The organism is Arsenicicoccus bolidensis DSM 15745 (genome assembly GCF_000426385.1).
Classification (GTDB): domain Bacteria; phylum Actinomycetota; class Actinomycetes; order Actinomycetales; family Dermatophilaceae; genus Arsenicicoccus; species Arsenicicoccus bolidensis.
Map to the genome: position 1 here is coordinate 54,803 of NZ_AUFG01000016.1, position 25,006 is coordinate 79,808.

The following is a 25,006-nucleotide window of genomic DNA, read 5'->3' on the forward strand; positions in this document are numbered from 1 at the left end:
TGGACAGTCCCTTCGGTTGGTATGACGACAGTCTGGGCCCGGCGCCGCCCATCTGGGCTGCACGGTTTCACCTGCGCCGACCGTCGGCCAGTCTAGGTGACGGGTCAGGGGTGGCCGGCCGCGCGCAGGTTGGCCACGTGCGGGTTGGTGGAGGGGTCGAGCCCCAGGCCGAGGGCGGCATAGGTGCTGAGGAAGTCCGTGAGCGCCATGACCTCGGCGAGCCGCACGGCCGGGTGGCCGGCCTCGCTCGAGACCTCGTGCACCCGGACCCCGACGTCGTGCGCCTCCTGGAGCACCAGGTCGGCCAGCGAGGACTGCGCCGGCGGTATGTCGCGGCCGCCCTCGCGCAGCATGAGCAGCCCGAGCGGCGGCTCCTCGGGGGCGTCGAGGAAGGGATCGGCGAAGATGTCCCGCCCGGCGGCGCCGACGCGCCCGCCACGCCCGCCGGACGGGGCGCTGACGCCCTGTCCCCCGGCGGCGGTGTAGGGCCCGCCGAAGGTCGCGACGACCTGGGACGCCGCGTCCGGCAGGGAGCCGCACATCGCGGGGATGCGGGCCGTGCGCGCCAGGCCGGCGACCGCGCGGTGGGCGGCCACCCCCATGAGGGGGCCGTCCCCCAGCACGACGGGGACCGTCTCGACGAGCGTCTGCGCGGCGATCTTGGCGGGGTTGACGAAGCACTCGGACGAGGGGCGGCAGGCCTCGGCCTGGGCGTCGAGGCGGTCGGCCAGGTCGTCGAGGACGGGCGTCGGCAGGTCGACGACGCCGAGGGTGGCGCTGGCGACCAGGACGGGCGTCAGCAGGGACCACAGCGAGGTCCGGGAGGACACGACGCCTCGCGGGACCGGGACGTGCAGCCCTCGCGCCCGGGCGGTGACGTCCGCGAGGGGCGACTCGGCCGCCCCGACCGTCACCAGCTGGGCCCCTCGTCGGCCGGCCTCGGCGGCGAGGCCCAGCGGGCCGGGAGCGCGTCCCGACAGCGAGACGGCCACGACGAGGTCCATGGGTCCGACCCAGGCGGGCAGGGGTCCTGCGGCACGCTGGGAGACGGGCACCGGGCTGTGGGCCTCGGCGAGCACGGTGAGGACCTCCCCCACCACGGCCGAGCCGCCGAGCGCGGCCACGAGCACGGCCCGGGGACGCTCCTCGCGATCGAGCCGGTCGACGCCGGCCTCGACCGCCAGGTGCGTCGCCTCCCGCACCTGAGCCCCTGCCGTGGCGAGCGCCCGGAGGTGTCCGCGCGAGTCGAGGCGCTGCACCTCGTCGAGGTCGTCGACCAGTGCTTCGTCCAGCTGCGGCATCGCCGGCCCTCCTCGGGTGGTGCGGTGCAGGTGCTCGTGCGGGTGGGTCAGAGGGTGCGCGCCTCGTCCATGAGCAGGACGGGGATGCCGTCGACGATCGGGAAGGCCACGCCGAGCTCGGCGCAGCGCAGCTCGGGGCCGTCCGGGCCCTCGGCGTCGACGAGCTCGTGCTCGCCGCCCGGGGACCGCAGGATCTCCCGCAGCCAGGGCTGGATCGTGCTGCTGGTGGTGGGCTCGGACATGTCGGTCACGCCTTTCCTCGGATGATCGTCAGGACCTCGTCGCGGACCCGCTCCATGGTGGGCCGGTCGGCTGCCTCGACGTTGAGTCGCAGCAGGGGCTCGGTGTTGCTCGGGCGGACGTTGATCCACCACAGCGGGCCGTCGCCGTCCGCCTCGTGGGTCGCCGTCAGGCCGTCCAGCTCGTCGACGTCCAGCCCGCGCTCACGCGCCCAGGCGGTGACCTCGGCGCTGCGGGCTGCCTGGTCGTCGACGGTGGAGTTGATCTCGCCGCTCGCGGCGTAGCGGTCGAAGCGGGCCACGAGCGCGCTGAGCGGACCATCCTGCTCGCCGAGCGCCGCCAGCACGTGCATCGCCGCGAGCATGCCGGTGTCGGCGTACCAGAAGTCCTTGAAGTAGTAGTGCGCCGAGTGCTCCCCACCGAAGACCGCGCCGTGCTCGGCCATGGTCGCCTTGATGAAGGAGTGCCCCACCCGGGTGCGCACGGCCCTCGCCCCGACCTCGGCCACGACCTCCGGGACGGCCCGCGAGGTGATGACGTTGTGCACGAACGTGAGGTCGGCGGCCGAGGCGCCGTTCTGCGTCATACGGGCCGTCTCGCGGGACACGATCAGCCCGGTGATCGCGGAGGGGCTGACCGCCTCGCCACGCTCGTCGACCGCGAAGCAGCGGTCGGCGTCGCCGTCGAAGGCCAGGCCCACGTCGGCCCCGTGCTCCACGACGGCGCGCTGCAGGTCGACGAGGTTGGCGGGCTCGAGCGGGTTGGCCTCGTGGTTGGGGAAGGTGCCGTCGAGCTCGAAGTAGAGCGGGACCACCTCGAGCGGCAGGGCGGGCAGACCGGCCGCGTCGCCGAGGACCGCGGGGACCGTGAGGCCACCCATGCCGTTGCCGGCGTCGACCACGACCTTGATGGGGCGGCTGCGGCGCGGCGACGAGAGGTCCACGAGAGAGCGCAGGAACGCGGCGTACTCGCCCAGCAGGTCACGCTCGACGATGGCACCGGTCCGCTGCTCGCCCTCCCTGTCGTCCGAGGCGTCGTCGCCGTCGAGGATCGCCTGCGCCAGGTCGCGCACCTCCGCGAGACCGGACTCCTGGCCCACCGGGCGCGCCCCTGCCCGGCACAGCTTGATGCCGTTGTAGGCCGCGGGGTTGTGGCTCGCGGTGAACATCGCCCCCGGCACGTCGAGGTGCCCGGCGGCGAAGTAGAGCCCGTCCGTGGAGCACAGGCCGATGATGGTCACGTCCACGCCGTGCTGGGCGGCCCCCTCCGCGAAGGCCCGCGACAGCTCCGGCGACGACGGGCGCATGTCATAGCCGATCACCAGGCTGGTCGCGCCCTCGGGCAGGATCACGGCCCGGGCGAACGCGGAACCCAGCGCACGGGACACGCGGGAGTCGAGCTGCTCGGGCACGAGGCCCCGGACGTCGTAGGCCTTGACGAAGGTCGAGAGGTCGGTGCGAGAGGTCACGACGGGGAGCCTACCGGTCCGGGTGTGACGGGCGCGGGTGGTCAGGAGGAGCGGGCCGGCGTGGTGCCACCGGGCTCGTCGGAGGCGACTGTGTCATCGGGCGCTACAGGCGCTACAGGCGCGGCGGGCGCGTCCGAGGCAGCGGAGAGGTCGCGCGCGGCGGGGTCGGCTGGCGCGTCCGGAGCGTCGGCGTCGAGGTCGAGGTCGCGCAGGACCCGCAGGTGACCGCGTCGGCCCACCTCGACGGCGGAGACGGTCCCCGACTGGCGGGCGACCCGGGCCGAGACCTCACGGGCCTGCTCGGACGTGCGCGGCGTGGCGACGACCGTGCGACGCTCCGCACCCGCGCCACCATCTCGGGACTGCGACTGGGACTGTGCCTGCGACTGCGGCTGCGGCTGCGAGGAAGGCCGCCGGCGCGGGCCTCGGACGGCGTCCGCGATCGCCACCAGCTCGTCCGGGGCGGGCTCGGGCTCCGCGAACTCCGGCACCAGCCGCACGACCTCCCACCCGCGCGGGGCGGTGAGCCGGCGGGCGTGGTCCGCGCACAGGTCGTACGAGTGCGGCTCGGCAAAGGTCGCGAGCGCCCCGAGGACGATCTGGGAGTCGGCGTAGACGTAGGTCAGCGTCGCGACTGCCGGTCGGCCGCACGGGGTCTTGGAGCACAGTCGCTGGACGGTCACGGTGGGCAACCCTAGTCCTGGTTCTGCGGCAGAGCCATCGGCGCGCCGTATCGTGATGGCCGTGACCGATCCAGCCCCCGACCCGCACCCCACCACGGCTCGTCGGCTCGCCCGCGACCGCCGGGGCCGCGGACGACGCGGCCCGCTCGCGTGGCCCCCGGTGCCCGAGATGACCTCGCGCGAGGACCGGTTCGACCAGCTGGTCCTCGACGCGGTCGAGCGGCTCGTGCCCCGGGCGGCGGGTCGGCTGGACGGCGTGGAAGTCGCCGTCGAGCTGGTGCCGGGCGGCGACGTCCTCGTCGCGGCGGAGCGGGAGGGGTCGATCCCGCTGGGCCACGCCCGCCAGGGCCAGGGACGATCCGGGCCGCGCATCGTCGTCTACCGCCGGCCGGTGGAGTCACGGGTCCGCGACCGCACCGAGCTCGCAGAGCTGGTCGACACCGTGGTCGTGGAGCAGGCGGCGGCCCTGCTGATGGTCGCCCCCGAGGACCTGGACCCGGACTACGACGGTCACCCCTGAGGGTCACCCCGCCGCAGCCGCGCTGGAGTTCCGCACGGGGCGTCCCCCTGCGCGGCTGCCCCTGGCGTGCCCCTCGGGATGGCCCCTGCAGGCTCAGCGGGAGGGCGACAGGACATACGGCGTGGTCGTCTGCCACGGGGCGACCAGCGGGGCGACGGTCACCAGACCGCCGTCGGCCTCGGACACCACCGCGGCCCGCACGCCCTGCGCCGCCGACACCCACACCGAGGTCGCGTCGCCGACGTCGACGGCGCTGGTCCCCCGGGCGGGGACGTCGACCCGGCGCGGGGCCGTGGACCCGTCGCCTCCCACCACGGTCACGGTCGTGGCCACGGCGGTGTCGCCCGGGTTGGTGAGCGCGACACGGTGCCTGAGCCTGGCGCCCTCGGGCTGGCCCAGCGGGAGACCGGCCAGGTCGTCCAGCGCCGGGACCGCCGGCACCCAGGCGAAGTCGCGGACGGGCGCTCCCACCGACCCCGATCCCTGCGGGCGTCGGCCGTCGGCCCTCCCGAGATAGGCCGCCGCGGCAACGGGGGCCGTGGCCGACACGCGGACGCCGTAGGTGCCGGCGGGCAGGGAGGGCAGACCCACGTCGCGGCTGGCCCCGGCGGGGATCCGCACGGGCCGCAGGGGGTCCCCCACCGGGCCGTTCGGACCGAGGGTGGTCACTCTGACCTCCGTGGCCCGATCGGCGACCCCGGCGACCCGCACCACCGTGGGGTCGTCGGGGCCGGCGACGACCAGTCCGGGGACGACGAGGTCCTGGCCGGTGGCGCTGGGTGCCACGTCGTCCGCGCCGCGGGCGGTGATGCCGTCGAGCCACCCGTCGTGCAGCGACGCGTGGACGGTGCCGCCGCGCACGTGCACCTGCGCCGTCGGGCTGGCCTCCGTGCCGTCGAGGGCGTCGAGGAGCACGACGGTGCGTCCGCGGGGCTCGACGACGACGTCGCGGCCCGCAACGCTCGCGATCGGCCCGGTCGCGCCGTGCAGCGTCACGTCGACGGTGACCGGCGTCTCGTGCGGGTTGGTGAGGACGAGGTGCTCCTGGCGGCCGGCCTGGCCCGCACCCGCGGGGAACCAGGCATCGGTCACGGGCACGCCGCAGGGGACCGACACCAGGGCGGCCCTCTCGCCGGACGTCGCCAGGGACCGTTGCACCGCCGCCAGCGCGGGCGCCAGTCGCTGCGTCGCGGTGACGACCCCGGACCTCGGTCCCGCGAGCCGCGCGGTCGCGGCGCTGCCGGGCGCGGTGACCCGCTGCGCGTCGGCGGCGTCGGTGGGGCCCACCTGCAGGATGCCCGCGGGCAGCTCGCGCCCGCGGGCGGCGGAGACGCCGTCGGGGGCGGCGACGGCCACCAGGTCGACGGGGGTGGCCCCGGGCTCGGCAGGCAGTCCCGGGACCCCGACGGTCTCCTGGCCGGGGCAGACAAGCGTCCGGGTGGCGACGGGTCGGGCGGGTGGGGCCGTCTCCGGGGCCGCGGCTCGCGGTGCACCCGGCACCGTGACCCGGCCGTCGACCGCGCCGGAGCCGGCGACCACGGCCGCACCGACCACGACGACGCCGACCACGCGCAGCAGCCCTGCCCCGCTCATCGGACCACCTCTCCGTCTCGACCGCGTCGCACGCCGAACGGCAGGGCCAGCAGCAGGACGAGCGCCAGGCCCGCGCCCTGGACGAGCGACCAGGTCGGGTGGGCGGGCACCTGGCTCACCCGCACGTGACGGGTGTCCGCCGGGAGGTCGTATGCCGCGAGCTCGCCGTCCCGCGGCGTCAGGGCACGACCGTCGGCGAGCACCCGCGCGGTGTCGGCCCAGCCACGCTGCTGGGCAAAGGCAAGCACGGAGGGTGACGGCCCTGCAGGCCCCTCCGTCCCTGGGCCAGCTCCGGATCCTGAGGCGCTCAGCGCCGTGTCGACCTCGGGGCCGCTGCCGTGGACGGGCACCGTCGCGACGGGGGTCCCGTCCGGCTGCTGGACCCGGACCGCCGAGACGGGGACGGTTGCGCCGTCCGGTCCGGGTCGCGCAGTCACGCGCCAGACGGGGTCGCCCTCGGTGTCGGTCAGGCGGGACAGGCCGGCCGTGGTGTCTAGGCGGGCCGCGACGACCGGGTCCGCCGGTGAGAGGCCGACGAAGCCGACTCCTGCGTCCGCCAGCCGGTCCGCCACCGGGCGACCAGCGACGGGCTCGTCGGTGACGAGGTCGTGGGCCACATCGGGCAGGAGCGCGCTGGGTGCGACAGCAGCCGTGTCCCGTGGGAGGTCGCGCACGACGTCGGACGGATCGCCGGGCTCCAGGCGATATCCCATGACGGTCCCACGACGCTCCAGGGCGAGGTATCGCGCCGCGAGCGCGCTGTCCGCGCTGTCCTGCGCGACGGACGGCACCTGGCGGGCAGGGACCGCCAGCACCTGGTCGAGGCGGGTGAGGGCCAGCCAGGTCCCCTGCGCGAGCACGGCGACGGTCACGAGCCCCGCCACCACGCCTCCGGCCACCCGCAGGATCCTGGTCGCGCGCGGACGCGCGGGGACGGGCCGCCGCAGCGCCTCCGCTCCCTGCAACGCCGCGGCGAGCAGGGCCAGGGTCAGCAGGAGCAGGCCCGTGCCCGGCCAGGGCGAGATGGCCTGAGGTCCTCCGGCGGAGTCGGTGGCGTGGCCGACGACGAGGTGCGGGGCGGCGGCGGCGCCGGCGATGCCGAGCAGGGCCAGCACCGCCAGGACGCGGGACGACCCGATGCGGCGCCCGTCGACCGCGAGGCCCCACACCCCGGCCAGCACGACGGTGGCCATGAGCAGCGGGAGCACGAGGCGGACGGTGGAGGCGAGGGACGGATCGGTGAGCCCGGCGGCGGTCGACGTCACGGGCTCGGCGGGCCACAGCAGGGCGAAGTGCCAGGGCCTCGGCTGCTCGGTCCAGGACGCGAGCCCGGGCCCGGTCAGCACCGACGCCGGCTCGCGCCACCAGGTCGCCACCGACGGCCCGAGCAGGACGACGGGCGCGACGGCGAGGAGCAACCCGGCGACCCTGCCGCGTCCGTGGTTGGTGGCGGCCAGGACGAGCCCGAGCGCCACGACGACCACCAGCAGCACCGGCGCGACGGCGGCAGCCACGGCCGCGGCCAGCACCGTGCCTCCGACGGCGGGCCACCAGGGGCGACGCCGTCCGCAGGCGGCAAGTCCGGCGAGCAGCAGCGGGAGGACGATCGCGAGCAGGGCGGCCCCGACCCGGCCCTCCCCCAGACCGACGAGGAGAGCGGGTGAGAGTCCCCACGCCAGGGCGGCGAGGGCGCGGGGCCAGGGGCGGCGCGTGGCGGCCCGCCCGGCCAGGTAGGCGCTGAACGTCGCCGCCGGGATCGCGACGATGAGGAGCAGGGCTGCGGCGGCGCCGAGGGCAGAGCTCGGGGAGCGCCCCGGGAGGTGCTCCACCGCCCAGGCCGGCGCGGCCAGCAGCGGCAGCCACGCGGGTGGGTCGGCGGAGGAACCCAGGCCCGCGGGGTCCCACCCCGTGAGGTAGCGGGTCCACGCGGCCGACGAACCGCCCGCCCCCGGGCGCAGCTCACCGCCCGCCAGCCCTCGGTCCAGCAGCGCCCCTCCCCTGCCCTGCACCACCGGCCACCAGGCCGCCACGGCGAGGCCGACGGAGATGAGGACCGCGAGCACGCCGGGGTGCCGGGCGGCGCGGGCGCCCAGGTCGTCCCCGTCGAGGTCGGTCGCCTCGTCGCTGACCGGGCCCGGCTCGGCCAGGGAGCTCCCGGTGCCCGCAGCACCGCCACGTCCTCTCGGGCCGGTGCCGCCGTCGGTGGGCGACACGACCGACGGCAGGTGCGGCAGGCCGCGATAGACCTCGTCGCGCACCCCCGCCAGGGCGCGGCCGTGCGGGGCCAGCAGCCCACCGAGCCCGGCACCACCGACGACGGCCGCGTGCCGTGCCCGCCTGCGAGACCCGAGGCTGCGCCAGGAGGTGAGCACCGCTCCCGCGTCGGAGAGCTCGGCGAACGCGGCGCGCGGGCGCTTGAGGACCAGGAGCACCGCCGACAGCAGCAACGCTCCGAGCAGGATGCGCACGGCATACCAGGGCACCAGCCGCCCGGGACAGCGCGCGAGCGCGATCCGTCGCACCGCCCGCCGGTCGCGGCGGTAGGCCCGGTCGACGGCGCCCCGGCGTTCGCGCTCCCAGGCCCGCCGCTCGCGCAGGACGTGCTCGCGCGGGAACCGGTCGTCGTCGATGTCGTCGAGGCCCAGCCCGGCGAACGGCATCCGGTCCCGGGACCGCAGCCCCTGGGTGGTCGCCCGGGCGTCCAGCGCGACGGCCTCGGGGACCACGACGACCCGCAGCCCGGCCTGGTGGGCGCGCCAGCACAGGTCGAGGTCCGCCGCCACGGGAAACACGCGGTCGAGGGCGCCCAGCCGCAGGAGGGCGTCGGCCCGGGCCAGCATCGCGCCGGTGCCGACGGCCAGGACGTCGCTGCTGTGGTCGTGCTGGCCCTGGTCGAGCTCGCCGTGCCGTGGCGAGGCGACGCGCCGACCCGTCGGCGACACGGTCTGCCCCACCTCGACCAGGCGGCCGGGGTCGGTCGCGTCGACGTACTTGGGACCCGCGACGGCGACGGTCGCGGACAGGGTGGCCTCGCGCAGCAGCGTGAGCAGGCACGCCGGCTCGGGGAAGCAGTCGTCCTCGAGGAGCCAGACCCAGTGGGAGGCGGCTGCCAGCTCGGCGTCCGCATCGGCCCGTGCGCCGAGCTCTCGGTCCTGATCAGGGCGGGTGGGGCGATCGGGCAGCGCACCGATGGACTGCAGCTCGGCGAGCCCGGCCAGGACGGCCTTGGGATAGCGGGCACCGCGGGCCTCGACGACGTGCACCTGGGTCCCGGCCTCGGACAGCCGCTGCGTCGCGGCCTGCGGGACGGAGTCGTGGCTGCCGCTCAGCACGACGGCCAGGTGGCGCAAGGGATGGGTCTGGGCCGCCAGGGAGTCCAGGCAGCGGGTCAGCCAGGGAGCTCCGTCATGGACGACGAGGACACCGTCGACGGCGCGGACCCCGGGGACGGATGCCGTGCCGGGGCGCGGAGGGGTGGGAGCGGGCACCGGGCCTCCGGGGCTGGTACAGGGCGGGTGGGCGCAGCGGGTGGAGCGTGACGACGCGGCGGTGCCGGAGTCAGGTCAGACGGCGCGCTTCTTCAGCTTGCGGCGCTCGCGCTCGGACAGGCCGCCCCAGATGCCGAAGCGCTCGTCGTGGGCCAGGGCGTACTCGAGGCACTCGGCGCGGACCTCGCAGCCCGTGCAGACCTTCTTGGCCTCGCGGGTGGAACCGCCCTTCTCGGGAAAGAACGCCTCGGGGTCGGTCTGGGCGCACAGAGCGCGCTCCTGCCAGGACAGCTGGCTGTCGTCGGCGGCGTCCAGCACTGGCACCAGCTGAAGTTCTTGCACGGCCCCTCCTAGACCTCGTCGCGTCCCCCTCGTCATCCGTCAGACCAGGATGCTTTAGGTGATGATCAGTCACACCCAGTAGCCATGCTCAGTCGCTGACTGGTCACTGCGGGTGAATGCAACGATGAAATTACATGCGTGTCATATGCCTGGCGTCAAGCGGCCGAATGGTAGATGCACCGCATCCGACGCGCGCCCTGCGCACGCGGCAGCCGTTCTACGCCCTGTCAAATCATCACGTTGTCGCATGTCACAGCGTCGCGGACCGGATCCGGGAGGATGCGGGGAGCAACGAGGGCGTTACGCCGAAAGAGTGTATGAAAGAATCTTGCCATGCGGATCACCATCCTTGCCGGAGGGGTTGGTGGGGCCCGGTTCCTCCGTGGCCTCGTCCACCATCTCCACCCTGACGCCGGCCCCGGGCCCGGCCACGCCCCTGGCACGCGCGACGCCGCCGAGATCACTGGGATCACTGGGGTCCCCGAGATCACCGTCATCGGCAACACGGGCGACGACATCACGTTGTTCGGCCTGCGGGTGTGCCCGGACCTCGACACGGTGATGTACACCCTCGGAGGTGGCGTCCACGAGGCTCAGGGCTGGGGCCGCTCCGGCGAGACCCACGCCGTCCAGGCCGAGCTCGCGGCCTACGGCGTCGAGCCGCAGTGGTTCGGGCTGGGCGATCGCGACATCGCCACCCACGTGGCCCGCACCCGGTGGCTCGGTCAGGGGCTCACCCTGTCGGAGGTGACCTCGCGGCTCGGCGAGCGGTGGGGGCTCCCCCGCCAGGGCGTGCGCCTGCTGCCGATGACGGACGAGCCCGTCGAGACCCACGTGGTCGTCGAGGACGCGGACGCCGAGGGCGGTCAGCGCGCCATGCACTTCCAGGAGTGGTGGGTGCGCCACCAGGCCGCGCTCCCGGCCGAGCGTTTCGTCGTGGCAGGCATGGACCGGGCCCGACCCGCTCCTGGAGTCCTCGAGGCCATCCGAACGGCTGACCTGGTCATCCTCCCCCCGTCCAACCCGGTCGTCTCGATCGGCATCATCCTCACCGTCCCCGGCGTGCGCGACGCGCTGCGGGGCACCAGGGCCCCCGTCGTCGGGGTGTCCCCCGTCGTCGGCGGCCGTCCGGTGCGTGGCCACGCCGACGCCTGCCTCGCCGCCCTCGGCCTGCCCACGACCACCGACGCCGTCGCGGGCCTGTATGCCGACTTCCTCGACGGCTGGCTGGTGGACGACGCGGACGCGGGGTCTGGCGAGGACCTGAGCCGCCGCCACCGGGGCCTCGTGGTCGAGCACCGTCCCCTTCTCATGACCGACGTCCCGGCGGCCGCCGCCATCGCGGGTGCGGCCGTCGATCTCGGCCGTCGGCTGCAGCGCGCGTGAGCGAGCCCACCGACGCACGGCCCGATCAGCCCGTCACCATCAGTCCGCTCCCAGGGATGCCGGAGGTCAGGACCGGCACCGACCTCGCGGCGGCCCTCGTCGCTGCCGCCGGGTCGGCAGGCCTGGGGCTCGCCGACGGTGACGTGCTGGCCGTCTCCAGCAAGCTCGTGTCCAAGGCGCTGGGCCTGCGCACGCCCTGGGACGGCGACCGCACGATCAGGGACGAGGTCGTCCGCGCCGCCACGCGCAGGGTGGTCGCGGAGCGCGCCACGCCCGACGGGGTGACCCGCGTGGTGGAGAGCGCCGCGGGCCCCGTCATGGCGGCCGCGGGCGTCGACGCGTCCAACACCGGGCCCGAGGGCGGTCTGCTCTCGCTGCCCGAGGACCCCGACCGCGCGGCCGACCGGCTCCGTCACGACCTCCTCGCCGTCCTTCCCCACGTGACCCGGCTCGGCGTCGTCGTCACCGACACCGCGGGCCGGCCCTGGCGCGCAGGCCAGACCGACCTCGCGCTCGGCCTGTCCGGCCTCGTGCCCGCCGACGACCTCCTCGGCGGCGTCGACCACGACGGTCGCTCCCTGTCCGTGACCAGCCGGGCCCTGGCCGACGAGATCGCCGCGGCGGCAGACCTCGTCAAGGGCAAGACCGACGGAGTGGGCGCGGCGCTGCTCCGCGGCCTGGGGCACCTCGTGCCCGGGCCGGACGCGTCGGGGATCCCGGGAGCCCGGTCGCTGGTGCGGACCGGGCCGGGCGACTGGTTCGCCCTCGGGCACCTCGAGGCCGTCCGTGCCGCGCTGGGTGCGACGCCGGGGTCGCCGGAGGCGGTGGGCGTCGGCATCCGGCCCACCGCGCTGGACGGCGCGGTCGACCGGGCCGGTCGCGCGCTGAGACTTGCCCTGCTCGACTGCTCGTCCGTGACCGCCGACGACCTGGTGCCTCACCACGACCGGGTGACGGGGACCCTGGTGTGCACCGACCGCCTCGAGCTGGGGCGCTGCCTGGCCAGGCTCGAGGTGGCGGTGGTCTCCGAGGACCTGGCCCTCGCCTGGACGGACTCACCAGGAGGTGCCGGGCTGACCTTCAGGGAGCTGGCCTGACACTTCCCGGCATCCCGCCTCGGGCCTGCCTCAGACCTCTCGGCGCCCGTCGGCGCGCTCGGGCAGCGCACCAGCCCTCATCCTGGCCACCCGTTCGACGGCCTTCTGGGACTGGTCGCTGACCTCCCCCACCAGCTCCTCCAGGACGTCCTCGAGAAAGACCACGCCGGTGACCCGGTCGCCGTCGTCGAGCACCTGCGCGAGGTGCCGTCCCGTCCGCTGCATGGTGGCGAGGACGTCCTCGACCTCGTCGGCCGCCCGCACCGTGGCGAGCCGCCGGATGCGCTTGGCGGGGATGGGTTCGTCGAAGTCCTCGTCCCGGGCGTACAGCACGTCCTTGAGGTGCAGGTAGCCCACGATGTCCCCGTCGGCGTCCCGCACCAGGTAGCGCGAGAAGCCGTGCCGAGCCACGAGGCGTTCGAGGTCCTGCGGGGTGGAGGCCTCCGGCAGCGAGACGACCTCGGCGAGCGGCACGGCGACCTCTCCGGCGACGCGGTCGCTGAACTCGAGGGCACCCTTGACCAGTCCGTGCTGCTCGGCCTCGAGCAGCCCCTCACGGTGGCTCTCGGCGACGATGTCACCGACCTCCTGGGCCGTGTAGGCGGAGGCGAGCTCGTCCTTGGGGTCGATGCCGGTGGCCCGGACGACGGCCTTGGCGATGCGTTCCATCACCAGGATGATCGGGCGCAGGATCCGCGTGATCGCGAGCAGTATCGGCACCAGCACGAGCGCGGAGCGCTCGGGGCCGGCGATGGCGAGGTTCTTGGGGATCATCTCGCCGACCACCACGTGCAGGTAGACGACGAGCAGCAGGGCGAGCACCAGGGCGAACGGACCGGCGACGGCGGTGGACAGGTGGGCCGCCTCGAGCCAGCCCTCGAAGAGGTGGTGGAGCGCGACCTCGGCCAGCGCCCCCAGCCCCAGCGAGCAGACGGTGATCCCGAGCTGGGCGCACACGAGCAGCGAGGCCACCTGCTCCAGGGCGTCGAGGCACCGTCTCGCGGCAGCCGACCCGCCCTCGGCGAGGGGCTCGAGCTGGGACCGTCGAGCGGCCATCAGCGCGAACTCGGCGCCCACGAAGAAGGCGTTGCCGAGGAGCAGGAGGAGCGAGACCCACAGCGCGGTGCCGGTGCTCACCGGGCACCTCCCGCCGGGACCGTCGTTGCGTCGTCCGCCACCAGCCGCAGGCGGTCGACGCGGTGGCCGTCCATGCCCTCGACGGTGATCCGCCAGCCGTCGATGTCGACCTCGTCGCCGAGCCTGGGGATGCGTCCGAGACGCGCCATGACGAAGCCGCCGAGCGTCTCGTAGGTCGGGGCCTCGGGGATGTCCGCGCCCACGCGGTCCCGCACCTCGTCGGTGCGCCACAGACCGGGGACCGTCCACGTGCCGTCGCGGCGCTCCCGCGCCTCGGGGTCACGTCGGTCGTGCTCGTCGGCGACCTCGCCGACGATCTCCTCGATCACGTCCTCCAGCGTCACGACCCCCGAGGTCCCGCCGTACTCGTCCACCACGATCGCGAGCTGGAAGCTGGTGCGCCTCAGGAGCAGCAGGAGGGGATCGAGGCGGATGGTCTCGGGCACGTGCAGGGCGTCCACCATGAGGGCGGACACGGGGACGTCCTGGCGGCGTTCGTGCGGCACGGCCAGGGCCTTCTTGACGTGGACGACACCGTCGACGTCGTCGAGGTCGTCCCCGATCACGGGGAACCGTGAGTGGCCGGTGCGGCGCGCCAGGGTGAGCACGTCGGCGGCGCTGGCGGTCCGTTCGACGGTGTCGCAGCGCACCCGCGGCGTCATGACGTCGTCGGCGGTGCGCTCGCCGAAGCCGAGGGACCTCGTGAGCAGCAGCGCCGTGTCGAGGTCGAGGGTTCCGGCCTCGGCCGACCGCCGGACGAGCGAGGACAGCTCCTGAGGGGTGCGGGCCGCCGACAGCTCCTCCTGCGGCTCGATCCCGATGCGCCGCAGGAACGCGTTGGCCGATCCGTTGAGGACGACGATGAGCGGCTTGGCGACCAGGCCGAAGACGCGGACCGGCCCGGCGACGACCTTGGCCGTCCCGAGGGGGGCCGAGATGCCGAGGAACTGCGGCACCAGCTCACCGGCGATCATCGAGCCCACGGTGGCGACCAGCATGGCGACGGCCGTCGAGAGGGGCGCGATCGCCGCCTGCGGGACGCCGATCGCGTCGAGCGGACCACGGACCAGCCCGCCGATCGCTGGCTCGGCGAGATAGCCGGTGAGCAGGGTGGTCAGCGTGATGCCGACCTGCGCCGCGGACAGCTGGGTGGACAGGCTTCGCAGCGCGACGAGGACGGGCTGGGCGCCCGCGTCCCCGGCATCGACGGCTCGCTGGACGGTGGGCCGGTCGAGGGCGACGAGGGAGAACTCAGCCGCCACGAACACCGCCGCTGCGGCGGTGAGCGCCACCGCAGCCAGCAGCAGGAGCCATTCGGTCATAGTGCGCTCATCCTACGGTCGGGGTGAGACAGACCCCCGTCACCGACGGCCGGGCGGGGCCGCGGGGTGCAAGATAGGGTGAAGGCCGATCAAGGTGCCGGTCAGAGTCGACGTGATCCAGAAAGAGGCGAGTACCGCCGTGACAACGCCCCCCAGCGGCCCGAGCTCCTCAGCATCCTTCGGAGCCAACCAGTGGCTCGTGGACGAGCTGTACGAGCAGTACAAGCAGGACAAGCAGAGCGTGGACAAGGCCTGGTGGTCGTTCTTCGAGGACTACACCCCGACCGCGGGCCAGTCCGCCGACGGGTCCGGCGCCGGAGGGGGATCGACCGGCACCGCGTCAGGGGCACCGTCGACGAGCTCCACCGAGGACGCCGCCAAGGGAGCCGACGGACCCTCGTCGCAGACGGTCGACCCGGGTTCGGCCACGGGCCGACCGGCGGAGCGACCCGTCTCTGAGAAAGCACCGGCGAAGGCACCCGCGAAGGCACCTGCCAAGGCCCCGGAGAAGGCACCGGCGAAGGACGGAGACAAGGCACCGGCCAAGGACGACAAGCCGGCGGCCAAGGGCGCCAGGCCCGGTGACAAGCAGTCGCAGCCCACCCCGCGTGACATCCCCGCTGTCAAGGACACCGGTCCTCAGGCCCAGGAGCAGGTCGTCCCGCTCAAGGGGCCGGCCGCCCGCGTGGTCGCCAACATGGCCACCTCCCTGGAGGTGCCGACGGCGACGAGCCTGCGCGCCGTCCCCGCCAAGGCGCTCATCGACAACCGCATCGTGATCAACAACCACCTGCGGCGCAGCCGCGGCGGCAAGGTCTCGTTCACCCACCTCATCGGCTTCGCCCTGGTCAAGGCGCTCGCGTCGATGCCGGACATGAACAACTCGTTCGCGGAGCGCGACGGCAAGCCCACGCTGGTCAAGCCGGCCCACGTCAACCTCGGCATCGCCATCGACCTGCCCAAGCCCGACGGCACCCGGTCCCTCGTGGTGCCGAGCATCAAGTCGGCTGAGCAGATGGACTTCGTGCACTTCTGGACGGCCTACGAGGAGCTGGTCCGCAAGGCGCGCGGCGGCAAGCTCACCGTCGACGACTTCGTGGGCACGACGATCTCGCTGACCAACCCCGGCGGAATCGGCACCAACTCCTCGACGCCCAGGCTCATGCAGGGCCAGGGCGCGATCATCGGCGTGGGCTCGTTGGAGTACCCGGCCGAGTGGCAGGGCGCCGCGCAGGAGACCCTCAACCGGCACGCGGTCAGCAAGATCCTGACGCTGACCAGCACCTACGACCACCGCATCATCCAGGGCGCCGGGTCGGGCGAGTTCCTCAAGATCATCCACGAGCTGCTCCTGGGCAAGCACGACTTCTACGACGAGATCTTCGCGTCGCTGCGCATCCCCTACGAGCCGGTCCGCTGGGTGCAGGACATCTCGGTCGGGCACGAGGACGAGATCAACAAGACGGCCCGCGTCCAGCAGCTGATCCACGCCTACCGCGTGCGTGGTCACCTGATGGCCGACATCGACCCGCTGGAGTACCGCCAGCGCCGCCACCCCGACCTCGATATCGAGCAGCACGGCCTGACCCTGTGGGACCTCGAGCGCGAGTTCGCGACGGGTGGCTTCGGCGGGGAGCCGTTGATGCACCTGCGCGACATCCTCGGGACCCTGCGCGACTCCTACTGCCGCACCGTCGGTGTCGAGTACATGCACATGCAGGACCCCGAGCAGCGCGCGTGGATCCAGGAACGCGTCGAGGCGCACCATGACAAGCAGAGCTCCGAGGACCAGCTGCGCGTGCTGCGGCGGCTCAACGCCGCCGAGGCCTTCGAGACCTTCCTGCAGACCAAGTTCGTCGGCCAGAAGCGCTTCTCGCTGGAGGGTGGCGAGTCGACGATCGCGGTCCTGGACCGGATCCTCTCCCGGGCGGCCTCGGACTCGATGGACGAGGTGTGCATCGGTATGCCGCACCGCGGCCGCCTCAACGTGCTCGCCAACATCGCGGGCAAGAGCTATGGCCAGATCTTCCGCGAGTTCGAGGGCGTGCAGGACCCGTCCACCGTCCAGGGCTCGGGCGACGTCAAGTACCACCTGGGCACCGAGGGCACGTTCACCTCCGAGGAGGGCGAGCAGACCAAGGTCTACCTCGCGGCGAACCCCTCCCATCTCGAGGCCGTCAACCCGGTCCTCGAGGGAATCGTGCGGGCCAAGCAGGACCGTCTCGGTCACGGCGGCGAGGCCTTCACGGTCCTGCCGATCCTGATGCACGGCGACGCGGCGTTCGCGGGGCAGGGCGTGGTCGCCGAGACCCTGCACCTGTCCCAGCTGCGTGGCTACCGCACGGGCGGCACGATCCACATCGTCGTCAACAACCAGGTCGGCTTCACGACCGCCCCGTCCAGCTCGCGCTCGTCGGTCTACTCCACCGACGTGGCCCGGATGATCCAGGCGCCGATCTTCCACGTCAACGGCGACGACCCCGAGGCCTGCGTGCGCGTGGCCGAGCTGGCCTACGAGTTCCGTCAGACGTTCGCCAAGGACGTCGTGATCGACCTCGTCTGCTACCGGCGTCGCGGTCACAACGAGGGTGACGACCCCTCGATGACGCAGCCGCTGATGTACAACCTGATCGAGGCGAAGCGCAGCGTCCGCAAGCTCTACACCGAGGCGCTGATCGGCCGTGGTGACATCACGGTCGAGCAGGCCGAGGACGCGCTGCAGGACTACCAGCAGCAGCTGGAGCGGGTGTTCGTCGAGACCCGCGAGGCCATCAAGGCGGCGCGGTCCGGCCAGGACAGCGGGCCGTCCGGGCTCGAGCGTCCCGAGGCGCAGGAGGCCGACGACAAGGCGCCGGCCAAGTTCGTCGACACGGCCATCTCGCACGACACGCTCATGCACATCGGCAAGGCCTTCGTGGCCACCCCCGAGGGCTTCACGGTGCACCCCAAGCTGCGCCAGATGCTCGAGAAGCGGGCCGACTCTGTCGCCAACGGCGGCATCGACTGGGGCACGGCCGAGCTCATCGCCTTCGGCTCGCTGCTCATGGAGGGCACCCCGGTCCGCCTGTCGGGCCAGGACTCCCGTCGAGGCACCTTCGTGCAGCGCCACTCGGTCCTGATCGACAAGTCCTCGGCCGAGGAGTGGACCCCGCTGCTCTACCTCGGCAAGGGCCAGGCCCGGTTCTGGGTCTACGACTCCCTGCTGAGCGAGTTCGCGGCCATGGGCTTCGAGTACGGCTACTCCGTGGAGCGGCCCGACGCCCTGGTGGTGTGGGAGGCGCAGTTCGGCGACTTCGCCAACGGCGCGCAGAGCATCGTCGACGAGTTCATCTCGTCCTCGGAGCAGAAGTGGGGCCAGCGCTCCTCCGTGGTCCTGCTCCTCCCCCACGGCTACGAGGGTCAGGGGCCGGACCACTCGTCCGCGCGCATCGAGCGCTACCTGCAGCTGTGCGCGCAGGACAACATGACGGTGGCCTTCCCCAGCACGCCGGCGTCCTACTTCCACCTGCTGCGTCGTCAGGCCTACGCACGACCACGGCGTCCGCTGATCGTGGCGACGCCCAAGTCGATGCTGCGGCTCAAGGCTGCGGCGAGCAGCCCGGAGGACTTCACCAACGGCACCTTCGAGCCCGTCATGGGCGACCGGACCGGGGTCGACGCGAGCAAGGTCGACCGCGTGCTGCTGTGCTCGGGCAAGGTCTACTACGAGCTGGACGCCTACCGGCAGAAGGCCGAGGACACCTCGACCGCGATCATGACGGTGGAGCGGATCGCCCCGTTCCCGGCCAAGGAGATGGCGGAGGCTCTGGCGACCTACCCGGACGCCGAGGTGGTGTGGGTGCAGGACGAGCCCGCCAACCAGGGCGCCTGGTCCTACGTCGCGCTGACCGGCCCGGAGCTGCTGGAGCAGCACGGCGAGACGCGCCGCTTCCGCCTGGTCAGCCGCCCCGCCTCGGCCGCCCCGTCGACGGGGTCGTCCAAGGCTCACGCGGCCGAGCAGGCCGAGCTGGTGGAGCGCGCCTTCGCGCGCTGACCTGCGGTTCGCCCGGACGGGGCCCGTCACCTCGGTGACGGGCCCCGTCCGTCGTCCGACCCGGTATGCCGCGCACCGGGCGCCGCCTCGCGATGGGGCACAATGTCAGCGTGTACTTCACGGACCGTGGCATCGAGGAGCTTCAGCACCGCAGGGGTGACGAGGAGATCACGTTCGACTGGCTCGCCGAGCAGCTGCGCGCCTTCGTCGACCTGAACCCCGAGTTCGAGGTCCCGGTGGAGCGCCTGGCGACGTGGCTCGCCCGGCTCGACGAGGATGACGACTGAGCGACCGCCGTCCTGCCCCGGCTCCGTGCGAGCCTCCGGACCGACAGACAAGGATCCACACGTGGTGTTCCACGACCAGCAGACCTACAACCCGTCCCCGTCCCAGGTGGCGCCGGTCGACGGCGACCACGGACCGCGTGACGTGGGTCTAGTCTTCATCGGTGACTCCTTCGTCGCCGGGTACGGCGACCCCAAGGGGCTGGGCTGGGTGTCCCGGGTGGTGTCGCGGACCCAGCACCCGGACGTCCAGCTCTCGGCCTACAACCTCGGCATCCGCGGTGACTCCTCGGCCGACGTCCTCGGGCGTTGGCGCACCGAGTGCCCTCCCCGTTGGCAGGGACGCGGCGAGCGCCGCCTGGTCATCAGCGCCGGCCACCACGACGTCCTCGACGGGATCACGACCGCACGGTCGCGGCTCAACCTGGCCAACATCCTCGACGACGCGCAGGCCCAAGGCATCGCGGCCTTCGTGGTGGGCTCCACCCCGACCAACGACCCGACCTTCAACGCCACCCTCGAGATCGTCACCGAGGCCCAGGCCGACGTGTGCGCGCGCCGCGGCGTCCCGTTCGTCGACTGCTTCCGCCCGCTCCAGGGGCACGACCAGTGGACCGCCGACCTGGACGCCACCGGTGACGGCTTCCACCCCGGCCAGGCCGGCTACGGCCTCATCGCCTGGCTGGTCCTGCACGGCGGCTGGGACGCCTGGATGCGCCTCGCCCGCTGAGCCCGTCGTCCACCGGTCGTCGCGGTGCGTCGCCCGCTTGGCCCTCGGCGCCGGGCGCCGCGCCTCCCCGTGCGCGCCCGGACGAGGCTCTAGGTTGGGTGGCAGCACCCCGCCTCCCGCCTCGGAAGGATCCACGATGACCCGCACGACCCGCGCCGGCGTCCCGCTGGCACTCGGCCTCGCTCTCGCCGCGACCCTGTCGGCCTGCGGATCCGAGACCACCCAGACCACCCAGAGCACGCAGGCTACCCAGAGCAAGCAGGCCACCCAGCCCGCCACGAGCTCGGCCGGATCGGCGTCGTCAGCCGCCTCCTCCGACGCCACCGGCACCTCCGCCGCGTCCAGCGGCACCACCACGGCGACCGGCACACCCGGCACCTCCGGCGCCGGCAAGACCTACACCATGGCGGTCGTCAACGACCACGACAACGAGACGTCCTGCTGGACCGTCATCAACGACGAGGTCTACGACGTGACGGCCTGGATCAGCCAGCACCCGGGCGGTCCCGCCCGCATCAAGGGCCTGTGCGGGCAGGACGGCACGTCCCAGTTCACCGGCCAGCACCAGGGCGCGGAGCTGCCGATGCAGCGTCTGGCGTCCTTCAAGATCGGCGCCCTCGCCAAGTGACCGACCGCTCGTCCTGACGAGCCGCCCGCGCCTGAGCCGCCCGAGGATCTCCCCGGGCGGCTCACGCCATCTGTCCGTGTCGCACGCCTCAGTGCGTGAGCACGACCTTGCCGAAGAGCTCGTCGCCCGCCATCCGCTCGAAGCCCGCCCGCGCCTGGTCCAACGGGTGCGTGGAGTCGATGACGGGCTCGATGCCGCGCTCGGACACGAACCTCGCGAGCCGCTCGAGCTCGGACCGGTTGCCCATCGTCGAGCCCACCACCCGCAGCTGGCGGAAGAAGATGTCGTTCAGCTCGGTCCGCGAGGGGTCTCCGGACGTCGCCCCCGCCGTGACGAGGGTGCCGCCCGACACCAGCGACTTGATGGAGTGCCGCCAGACGGCCGCCCCGACCGTGTCCAGCACGGCGTCGACCCGATCGGGCAGGCGAGCCCCGGGCTCGAAGACGTCGGCGGCGCCGAGCTCCAGCGCCCTGGCTCGCTTGCTCGCGTCCCGTGACGTGGCCCAGACGCGCAGCCCCGCTGCCGCCCCCAGCTGCACGAGGGCGGTGGCGACCCCACCGCCCGCGCCCTGGACGAGCACGGTGGCCCCGGGCTGGACCCCGGCGTTCGTGAAGAGCATGCGGTAGGCCGTGAGCCACGCCGTGGACAGGCAGGCGGCGTGCTCCCAGGACATCCCCGTGGGCTTGGGCACCACGTTGCGCTCGGGGACGGCCACGCGCTCGGCCATCGTCCCGGGGTTGAGCTCCGACAGCAGGGTCCGGCGCGGGTCGAGCGTCTCGTCGCCGAGCCAGCCGTCGGAGGCGACCACGGCGTGGACGATGACCTCCTGCCCGTCCTCGGTGGTGCCGGCGCCGTCGCAGCCGAGGATCATGGGCAGGCGGTCCGCCGCCAGCCCGACCCCCTTGAGCGACCACAGATCATGGTGGTTGAGGCCGGAGGTGCGCAGGGTCACGGTCGTCCACCCGGGCCTGGATCGGGGTTCCGGCTGGTCCCCGACCTCGAGCCCGGACAGCGGGTCGTCGGCGGACTGGCGGGCGGCATACACGGCGAGCATGTCCTCGAACCTATGCCACCCGCCTCGGACACGCAGCGGGCGAGACCGACGCCAGGCGCCGGGTGACGCGTTCGCGTCCGAGGCCACCCCCCACCCGAGCGTAGGCTGGCCGGTGGCCCGTCCCCAGCCCGAAGGTAGGTCCCATGCCCCGCAAGCACCTCGGCTTCGCAGTCGTGCGTGGTCGCTCGATGGAGCCCACCCTGCACGAGGGCGACTGGCTGCTGGTGGCGTTCGGCGCCCGCCCCCGGATCGGTCGGCTCGCGGTCGTGCGGCTCCCCGACGGCGAGCGCGGTCCCCGTCCGCTGTCGGTCAAGCGCGTGACCGGACGCGACCCCAAGACCCGCCAGGGCTGGTGGGTCGAGCGGGACAATCCCCGCGAGGGCGTCGACTCGTGGCACGTCGGCGCCCTGGGCGACGACGACATCGAGGGCCTGGTGCTCAAGCGGGTCCCGACCCCGCTGCTGCGCCTCCCCCGCTTCACCCGCCCAGCGCAGCCCTGACCACCAGCCTGAGCTCGTGACCGGTGGCAACGACGCGAGTTGTTGCAAGCGAGGTGCAGGATCGCCCTGCGCTCCCCCGTCGGGTTAGGTTGGGAAGGACGTGACGTCCGGTCACGCTTCGAATCTTCCGCGAAAGGAACTTGCGATGTTCACGTTCGCCCCGGTCGAGGTTCACGCCCACTGCGACCTCCCGTGCGGTGTCTACGACCCCGCCCAGGCCCGCATCGAGGCCCAGTCCGTCAAGGCCATCATCGAGAAGGTCGCGGACAACGACGACCCCGACTTCAAGGTCCGCGCGACGATCATCAAGGAGCAGCGCTCCCAGCTGGTCAAGGAGCACCTGTGGGTGCTGTGGACCGACTACTTCAAGCCCCCGCACTTCGAGAAGTTCCCGCAGCTGCATACCCTCGTCAACGAGGCGACCAAGCTGGCCGGAGCCTCGGGCACCAAGGGTGAGTGGGACGTCGCCAAGGCCGACGAGCTCCTGGCCAAGATCGACGAGATCGCGGCGATCTTCGCCGAGACCAAGAAGGCCTGAGCCCGGCTCTGCCTCCTCAGACCTGACGGCCCCGCACCCCCCGCGCGGGGCCGTCAGCCTGTCCCGGCCCTCGAGCCCGTATGCCGCCCGCACCGGCGTTTCGGCAGGGCCACCGCCTTGTGCGACAATGGGTGTTTGAGGCCCGTCCCGGGCCAGCGAACCGACGCCCCTCGCGGGCGACGTCCGACCCGCCAGACACGAGGAGTCCTCATGAGCAAGCGCGCCCGCAAGCGTCGTGCCCGCAAGAAGAACGGCGCCAACCACGGCCGCAAGCCCAACGCCTGAGCCCAGGCGTCCGGCGACGAGAGGCCCCCACCCGCACGAGCGGGACGGGGGCCTTCGTCATGCAGGAGGCGGGCGCCTCGGGACGACCTCGAGAAGCCCGGCGACGGCGCCGGTCGTCGGTCACCGGACCTCAGGCGGCCCGCCCTGCCGCACCTCCCACCGCGAAGCCCGGGACGGTCCGACCCAGCCACTCCAGCGCCTGGGCGAAGTGCCTGGACCAGACCGACGTCCGGTGACCGGTTCCGGGCGCCATGACCAGGGTGACCGACGTGGGGGCCTTGGCGGACGCCGCCAGCGCCGTGCTCCCCGCGTAGGACACGGGGTCGCCGTCGGAGGTCTGGACCCACAGGGCGACCGGGGGTCGGGTGGTCGTGAGGAGATGGGGCAGGTCGTAGGCGTCCTTCTGCTGCTGGGTCCGCAGCACGTGACGGCCCGAGAAGGTCGGCCGTCCGTAGCCGCCGAGGACGACGCCGGCTCCGAACGTCTGGGGGTGCCGGACAGCGACCATGGCGGCGCAGTAGCCCCCGGCGGAGAACCCCGCGCTGGCCCAGCTCGCCCGGTCGGTCCGGACCCGCAGGCGTGACCGGACGAGCTCGGGGACGTCCTGGGTCAGCCAGGTCTCGACCTGCGCGCCACCGGGGGCGTTCACGCGCTCCGAGTCGGTGCCCTTGGGGAAGTCCAGCTGTGGCGACACCATGACCAGTGGCGCCACCTTGCCGCGGGTCACGGCCGCGTCAATGCGCTCACGCCCTTGCGGCGCGTCGAGCCACTGGTCGGGGCTGCCGGGGTAGCCGTGCATCGTCATGACCACCGGGTAGTCGCGTCGTGCCTGGGCGGGGGCGGCGTAGTCCTCGGGCAGGAGCACGACGACTCGTCCCGTGAGTCCGCTCCGACGCCCGGTGACCTGAAAGGTCTGCACGCGGTCGTTCGGGCTGGGGAGCGGCGGCAGCGATGCGCGACTCGCGCTCGGCCTCGGAGCAGGTGTCGCTCCGTAGATCGCGCCGGCGGAGCCCCCTGTGGTGGTGGCGTGGGCCGTGGGGTCGTTCGTGCCGGCGAGGTCACCCCAGTCGACGTACCACTGGTTCTGGGCGTTGAGGACGATGGCCACCGACAGCACGGCCAGGACGGCGACGAGCACCATGGCCAGCGCGCGCTGCACCGCCCCCCACACCGTCCGCCGGGTCCGTCCGGTCAGGATCGCACCGGTGATCAGGGCGACCGTCGTCACCGTGATCGCCAGGGCGACGAACGGCCCACCCGTCAGCTCCATGCCTCCCCCTCGGTCCTGCCTCGCTCGTCGTGCCGGCGCGTCATGGTGTGTGACGCCGCAGGCCACCGCCAGGATGGCACGCCGGGCGCCGGCCGTGACGAAGGCCCCCTCCCGGTCGGGAGGGGGCCTTCGTCGTCGGACCGGCGCGTCGGATCAGCGACCATACTCGATGGTGATGCTGGCGATGATCTGCGTACGCAGCTGGACGGGTGCCTGCTCGCAGGCGCACGACCGCCGGATCAGGGCCTTGAGGGCCTGGTCGCGCTGGTACTCGTCCAGGCAGGGAGGGCACTCGCGCAGGTGGCGTGCGAAGTCCTCGCAGTCGCTCTCGGTCATCTCGCCGTCGAGGTACTCGAAGACGTGCTCCATGAAGTTCGAGCAGTCCATGTGCTCTCCCATCACTTCACCCCGCTGTCCTGCTGAGCCTGCGCACCCTCCGCGCCCTCCGGAGCGACGAAACCACGCTCGACGGCGTAGTCGCTGAGCAGGTCGCGCAGCTGGCGGCGGCCCCGGTGCAGCCGCGACATCACGGTGCCGATGGGCGTGCCCATGATCTCCGCTATCTCCTTGTAGGCGAATCCCTCGACGTCGGCCAGGTAGACGGCCAGGCGGAAGTCCTCGGGGATCTCCTGCAGCGCGCGCTTGACGTCGCTGTCGGGGAGGTGGTCGAGCGCCTCCATCTCGGCGCTGCGGTTGCCCATCGACGAGTGCGAACCCGCGCGGGCCAGCTGGTAGTCCTCGATGTCCGAGGAGTCGGACTGCTGGGGCTCGCGCTGCTTCTTGCGGTACGTGTTGATGTACGCGTTCGTCATGATGCGATACAGCCAGGCCTTGAGGTTGGTCCCGGGCTTGTACTGGTGGAACGCGGCGTAGGCCTTGGCGAAGGTCTCCTGGACGAGGTCCTCGGCGTCGGACGGGTTGCGCGTCATCCGCAGCGAGGCGCTGTAGAGCTGGTCCAGGTAGGGCAGGGCGTCCGCCTCGAAGCGGGCCTGCCGGTCGGTGGGGCTCTCGGTGGCCACGTCGATCTCAGTCATCGGGGCCAAGCCTAGTCCGGCGGACCCCACCTGAGGGTGGATGTCCAGCGCCGGATGGTCTGACGTCGGCAGG

General features: G+C 73.3%; 23 protein-coding genes. 10 read left to right on the forward strand and 13 right to left on the reverse strand.

Annotated features, from left to right (window positions below; translation table 11 throughout):
- Positions 1-104: 104 nt before the first annotated feature.
- From K313_RS0110505 to K313_RS20805, 4 genes are read right to left on the reverse strand one after another with little or no spacing between them, the layout of a single operon-like run.
- On the reverse strand, positions 105-1,301 hold the full coding sequence (locus K313_RS0110505) for an SIS domain-containing protein (RefSeq protein WP_029211584.1): 1,197 nt from the start codon (positions 1,299-1,301) through the stop codon (positions 105-107).
- Positions 1,302-1,348: 47 nt separating this feature from the next.
- The gene (locus K313_RS0110510; protein WP_029211585.1) at positions 1,349-1,543 is read right to left on the reverse strand and encodes a Trm112 family protein; all 195 of its coding nucleotides are present in this window, start codon (positions 1,541-1,543) and stop codon (positions 1,349-1,351) included.
- Positions 1,544-1,548: 5 nt separating this feature from the next.
- Positions 1,549-3,009 carry a phosphomannomutase/phosphoglucomutase gene (locus tag K313_RS0110515; protein WP_029211586.1) on the reverse strand — a complete coding sequence of 487 codons (1,461 nt, stop codon included), beginning with the start codon at positions 3,007-3,009 and terminating at the stop codon, positions 1,549-1,551.
- 41 nt (positions 3,010-3,050) lie between these two features.
- Positions 3,051-3,692, reverse strand: coding sequence for a DUF3499 domain-containing protein (locus tag K313_RS20805; RefSeq protein ID WP_029211587.1), 642 nt, complete (start codon positions 3,690-3,692; stop codon positions 3,051-3,053).
- A 61-nt stretch (positions 3,693-3,753) separates the two neighbouring features.
- On the opposite strand from K313_RS20805, the gene K313_RS0110525 reads away from it, so the two are divergent.
- Entirely contained in the window at positions 3,754-4,212 is a 459-nt protein-coding gene (locus K313_RS0110525) for a metallopeptidase family protein (protein ID WP_029211588.1), read from the forward strand.
- Positions 4,213-4,305: 93 nt separating this feature from the next.
- Here the strand turns inward: K313_RS0110525 and K313_RS0110530 are convergent, their stop codons facing one another.
- The 3 genes from K313_RS0110530 to K313_RS0110540 all read right to left on the reverse strand — a co-directional run bounded on the left by K313_RS0110530 (position 4,306) and on the right by K313_RS0110540 (position 9,635).
- Positions 4,306-5,805 (reverse strand): DUF5719 family protein, encoded by a 1,500-nt coding sequence (locus K313_RS0110530; RefSeq protein ID WP_029211589.1) that lies wholly within the window; start codon positions 5,803-5,805, stop codon positions 4,306-4,308.
- Positions 5,802-9,293, reverse strand: a complete 3,492-nt coding sequence (locus tag K313_RS0110535; protein WP_029211590.1) for a glycosyltransferase — start codon at positions 9,291-9,293, stop codon at positions 5,802-5,804. Before K313_RS0110535 ends, K313_RS0110530 begins: the two co-directional genes overlap by 4 nt.
- 75 nt (positions 9,294-9,368) lie before the next feature.
- Positions 9,369-9,635 (reverse strand): WhiB family transcriptional regulator, encoded by a 267-nt coding sequence (locus K313_RS0110540; protein ID WP_029211591.1) that lies wholly within the window; start codon positions 9,633-9,635, stop codon positions 9,369-9,371.
- 333 nt (positions 9,636-9,968) lie between these two features.
- On the opposite strand from K313_RS0110540, the gene cofD reads away from it, so the two are divergent.
- Together cofD and K313_RS20810 are read left to right on the forward strand one after the other, a co-directional pair.
- A complete protein-coding gene (gene cofD, locus K313_RS0110545; protein WP_029211592.1) occupies positions 9,969-11,021 on the forward strand; it encodes a 2-phospho-L-lactate transferase in 1,053 nt (350 codons plus the stop codon).
- 56 nt (positions 11,022-11,077) lie between these two features.
- Positions 11,078-12,118 carry a coenzyme F420-0:L-glutamate ligase gene (locus K313_RS20810; protein ID WP_156911304.1) on the forward strand — a complete coding sequence of 347 codons (1,041 nt, stop codon included), beginning with the start codon at positions 11,078-11,080 and terminating at the stop codon, positions 12,116-12,118.
- Positions 12,119-12,148: 30 nt separating this feature from the next.
- On the opposite strand, the gene K313_RS0110555 is transcribed toward K313_RS20810, so the two are convergent.
- Complete coding sequence (locus tag K313_RS0110555) at positions 12,149-13,255, reverse strand: hemolysin family protein (RefSeq protein ID WP_029211594.1); 1,107 nt, start codon at positions 13,253-13,255, stop codon at positions 12,149-12,151.
- Positions 13,252-14,577, reverse strand: a complete 1,326-nt coding sequence (locus tag K313_RS0110560) for a hemolysin family protein (RefSeq protein WP_029211595.1) — start codon at positions 14,575-14,577, stop codon at positions 13,252-13,254. The genes K313_RS0110555 and K313_RS0110560 overlap by 4 nt, the downstream gene beginning before the upstream one ends.
- A 199-nt stretch (positions 14,578-14,776) precedes the next feature.
- Here K313_RS0110560 and K313_RS0110565 point away from each other — a divergent pair, with 199 nt between their 5' ends.
- From K313_RS0110565 to K313_RS24225, 4 genes are all read left to right on the forward strand, one after another.
- Positions 14,777-18,610, forward strand: coding sequence for a multifunctional oxoglutarate decarboxylase/oxoglutarate dehydrogenase thiamine pyrophosphate-binding subunit/dihydrolipoyllysine-residue succinyltransferase subunit (locus tag K313_RS0110565; protein ID WP_029211596.1), 3,834 nt, complete (start codon positions 14,777-14,779; stop codon positions 18,608-18,610).
- A gap of 110 nt (positions 18,611-18,720) precedes the next feature.
- Positions 18,721-18,897, forward strand: a complete 177-nt coding sequence (locus K313_RS20815) for a DUF6104 family protein (RefSeq protein WP_156911306.1) — start codon at positions 18,721-18,723, stop codon at positions 18,895-18,897.
- 61 nt (positions 18,898-18,958) lie between these two features.
- A complete protein-coding gene (locus K313_RS0110575; RefSeq protein WP_029211597.1) occupies positions 18,959-19,624 on the forward strand; it encodes a GDSL-type esterase/lipase family protein in 666 nt (221 codons plus the stop codon).
- A gap of 136 nt (positions 19,625-19,760) precedes the next feature.
- Positions 19,761-20,252 (forward strand): cytochrome b5-like heme/steroid binding domain-containing protein, encoded by a 492-nt coding sequence (locus K313_RS24225; RefSeq protein ID WP_029211598.1) that lies wholly within the window; start codon positions 19,761-19,763, stop codon positions 20,250-20,252.
- 88 nt (positions 20,253-20,340) lie between these two features.
- On the opposite strand, the gene K313_RS0110585 is transcribed toward K313_RS24225, so the two are convergent.
- Entirely contained in the window at positions 20,341-21,306 is a 966-nt protein-coding gene (locus K313_RS0110585) for a zinc-binding dehydrogenase (RefSeq protein ID WP_029211599.1), read from the reverse strand.
- 143 nt (positions 21,307-21,449) lie between these two features.
- On the opposite strand from K313_RS0110585, the gene K313_RS0110590 reads away from it, so the two are divergent.
- From K313_RS0110590 to K313_RS24870, 3 genes are all read left to right on the forward strand, one after another.
- On the forward strand, positions 21,450-21,806 hold the full coding sequence (locus K313_RS0110590; protein ID WP_019287623.1) for a S26 family signal peptidase: 357 nt from the start codon (positions 21,450-21,452) through the stop codon (positions 21,804-21,806).
- Positions 21,807-21,951: 145 nt separating this feature from the next.
- A complete protein-coding gene (sodN, locus tag K313_RS0110595) occupies positions 21,952-22,344 on the forward strand; it encodes a superoxide dismutase, Ni (RefSeq protein WP_019287622.1) in 393 nt (130 codons plus the stop codon).
- A gap of 210 nt (positions 22,345-22,554) precedes the next feature.
- The gene (locus K313_RS24870) at positions 22,555-22,629 is read left to right on the forward strand and encodes a 50S ribosomal protein bL37 (protein WP_372490264.1); all 75 of its coding nucleotides are present in this window, start codon (positions 22,555-22,557) and stop codon (positions 22,627-22,629) included.
- A 130-nt stretch (positions 22,630-22,759) separates the two neighbouring features.
- On the opposite strand, the gene K313_RS0110600 is transcribed toward K313_RS24870, so the two are convergent.
- The 3 genes from K313_RS0110600 to K313_RS0110610 all read right to left on the reverse strand — a co-directional run bounded on the left by K313_RS0110600 (position 22,760) and on the right by K313_RS0110610 (position 24,933).
- A complete protein-coding gene (locus K313_RS0110600) occupies positions 22,760-23,899 on the reverse strand; it encodes an alpha/beta hydrolase (RefSeq protein ID WP_029211600.1) in 1,140 nt (379 codons plus the stop codon).
- A 153-nt stretch (positions 23,900-24,052) separates the two neighbouring features.
- A complete protein-coding gene (rsrA, locus tag K313_RS0110605) occupies positions 24,053-24,286 on the reverse strand; it encodes a mycothiol system anti-sigma-R factor (RefSeq protein ID WP_029211601.1) in 234 nt (77 codons plus the stop codon).
- A gap of 11 nt (positions 24,287-24,297) precedes the next feature.
- Entirely contained in the window at positions 24,298-24,933 is a 636-nt protein-coding gene (locus K313_RS0110610; RefSeq protein WP_034252787.1) for a sigma-70 family RNA polymerase sigma factor, read from the reverse strand.
- Positions 24,934-25,006 lie beyond the last annotated feature (73 nt).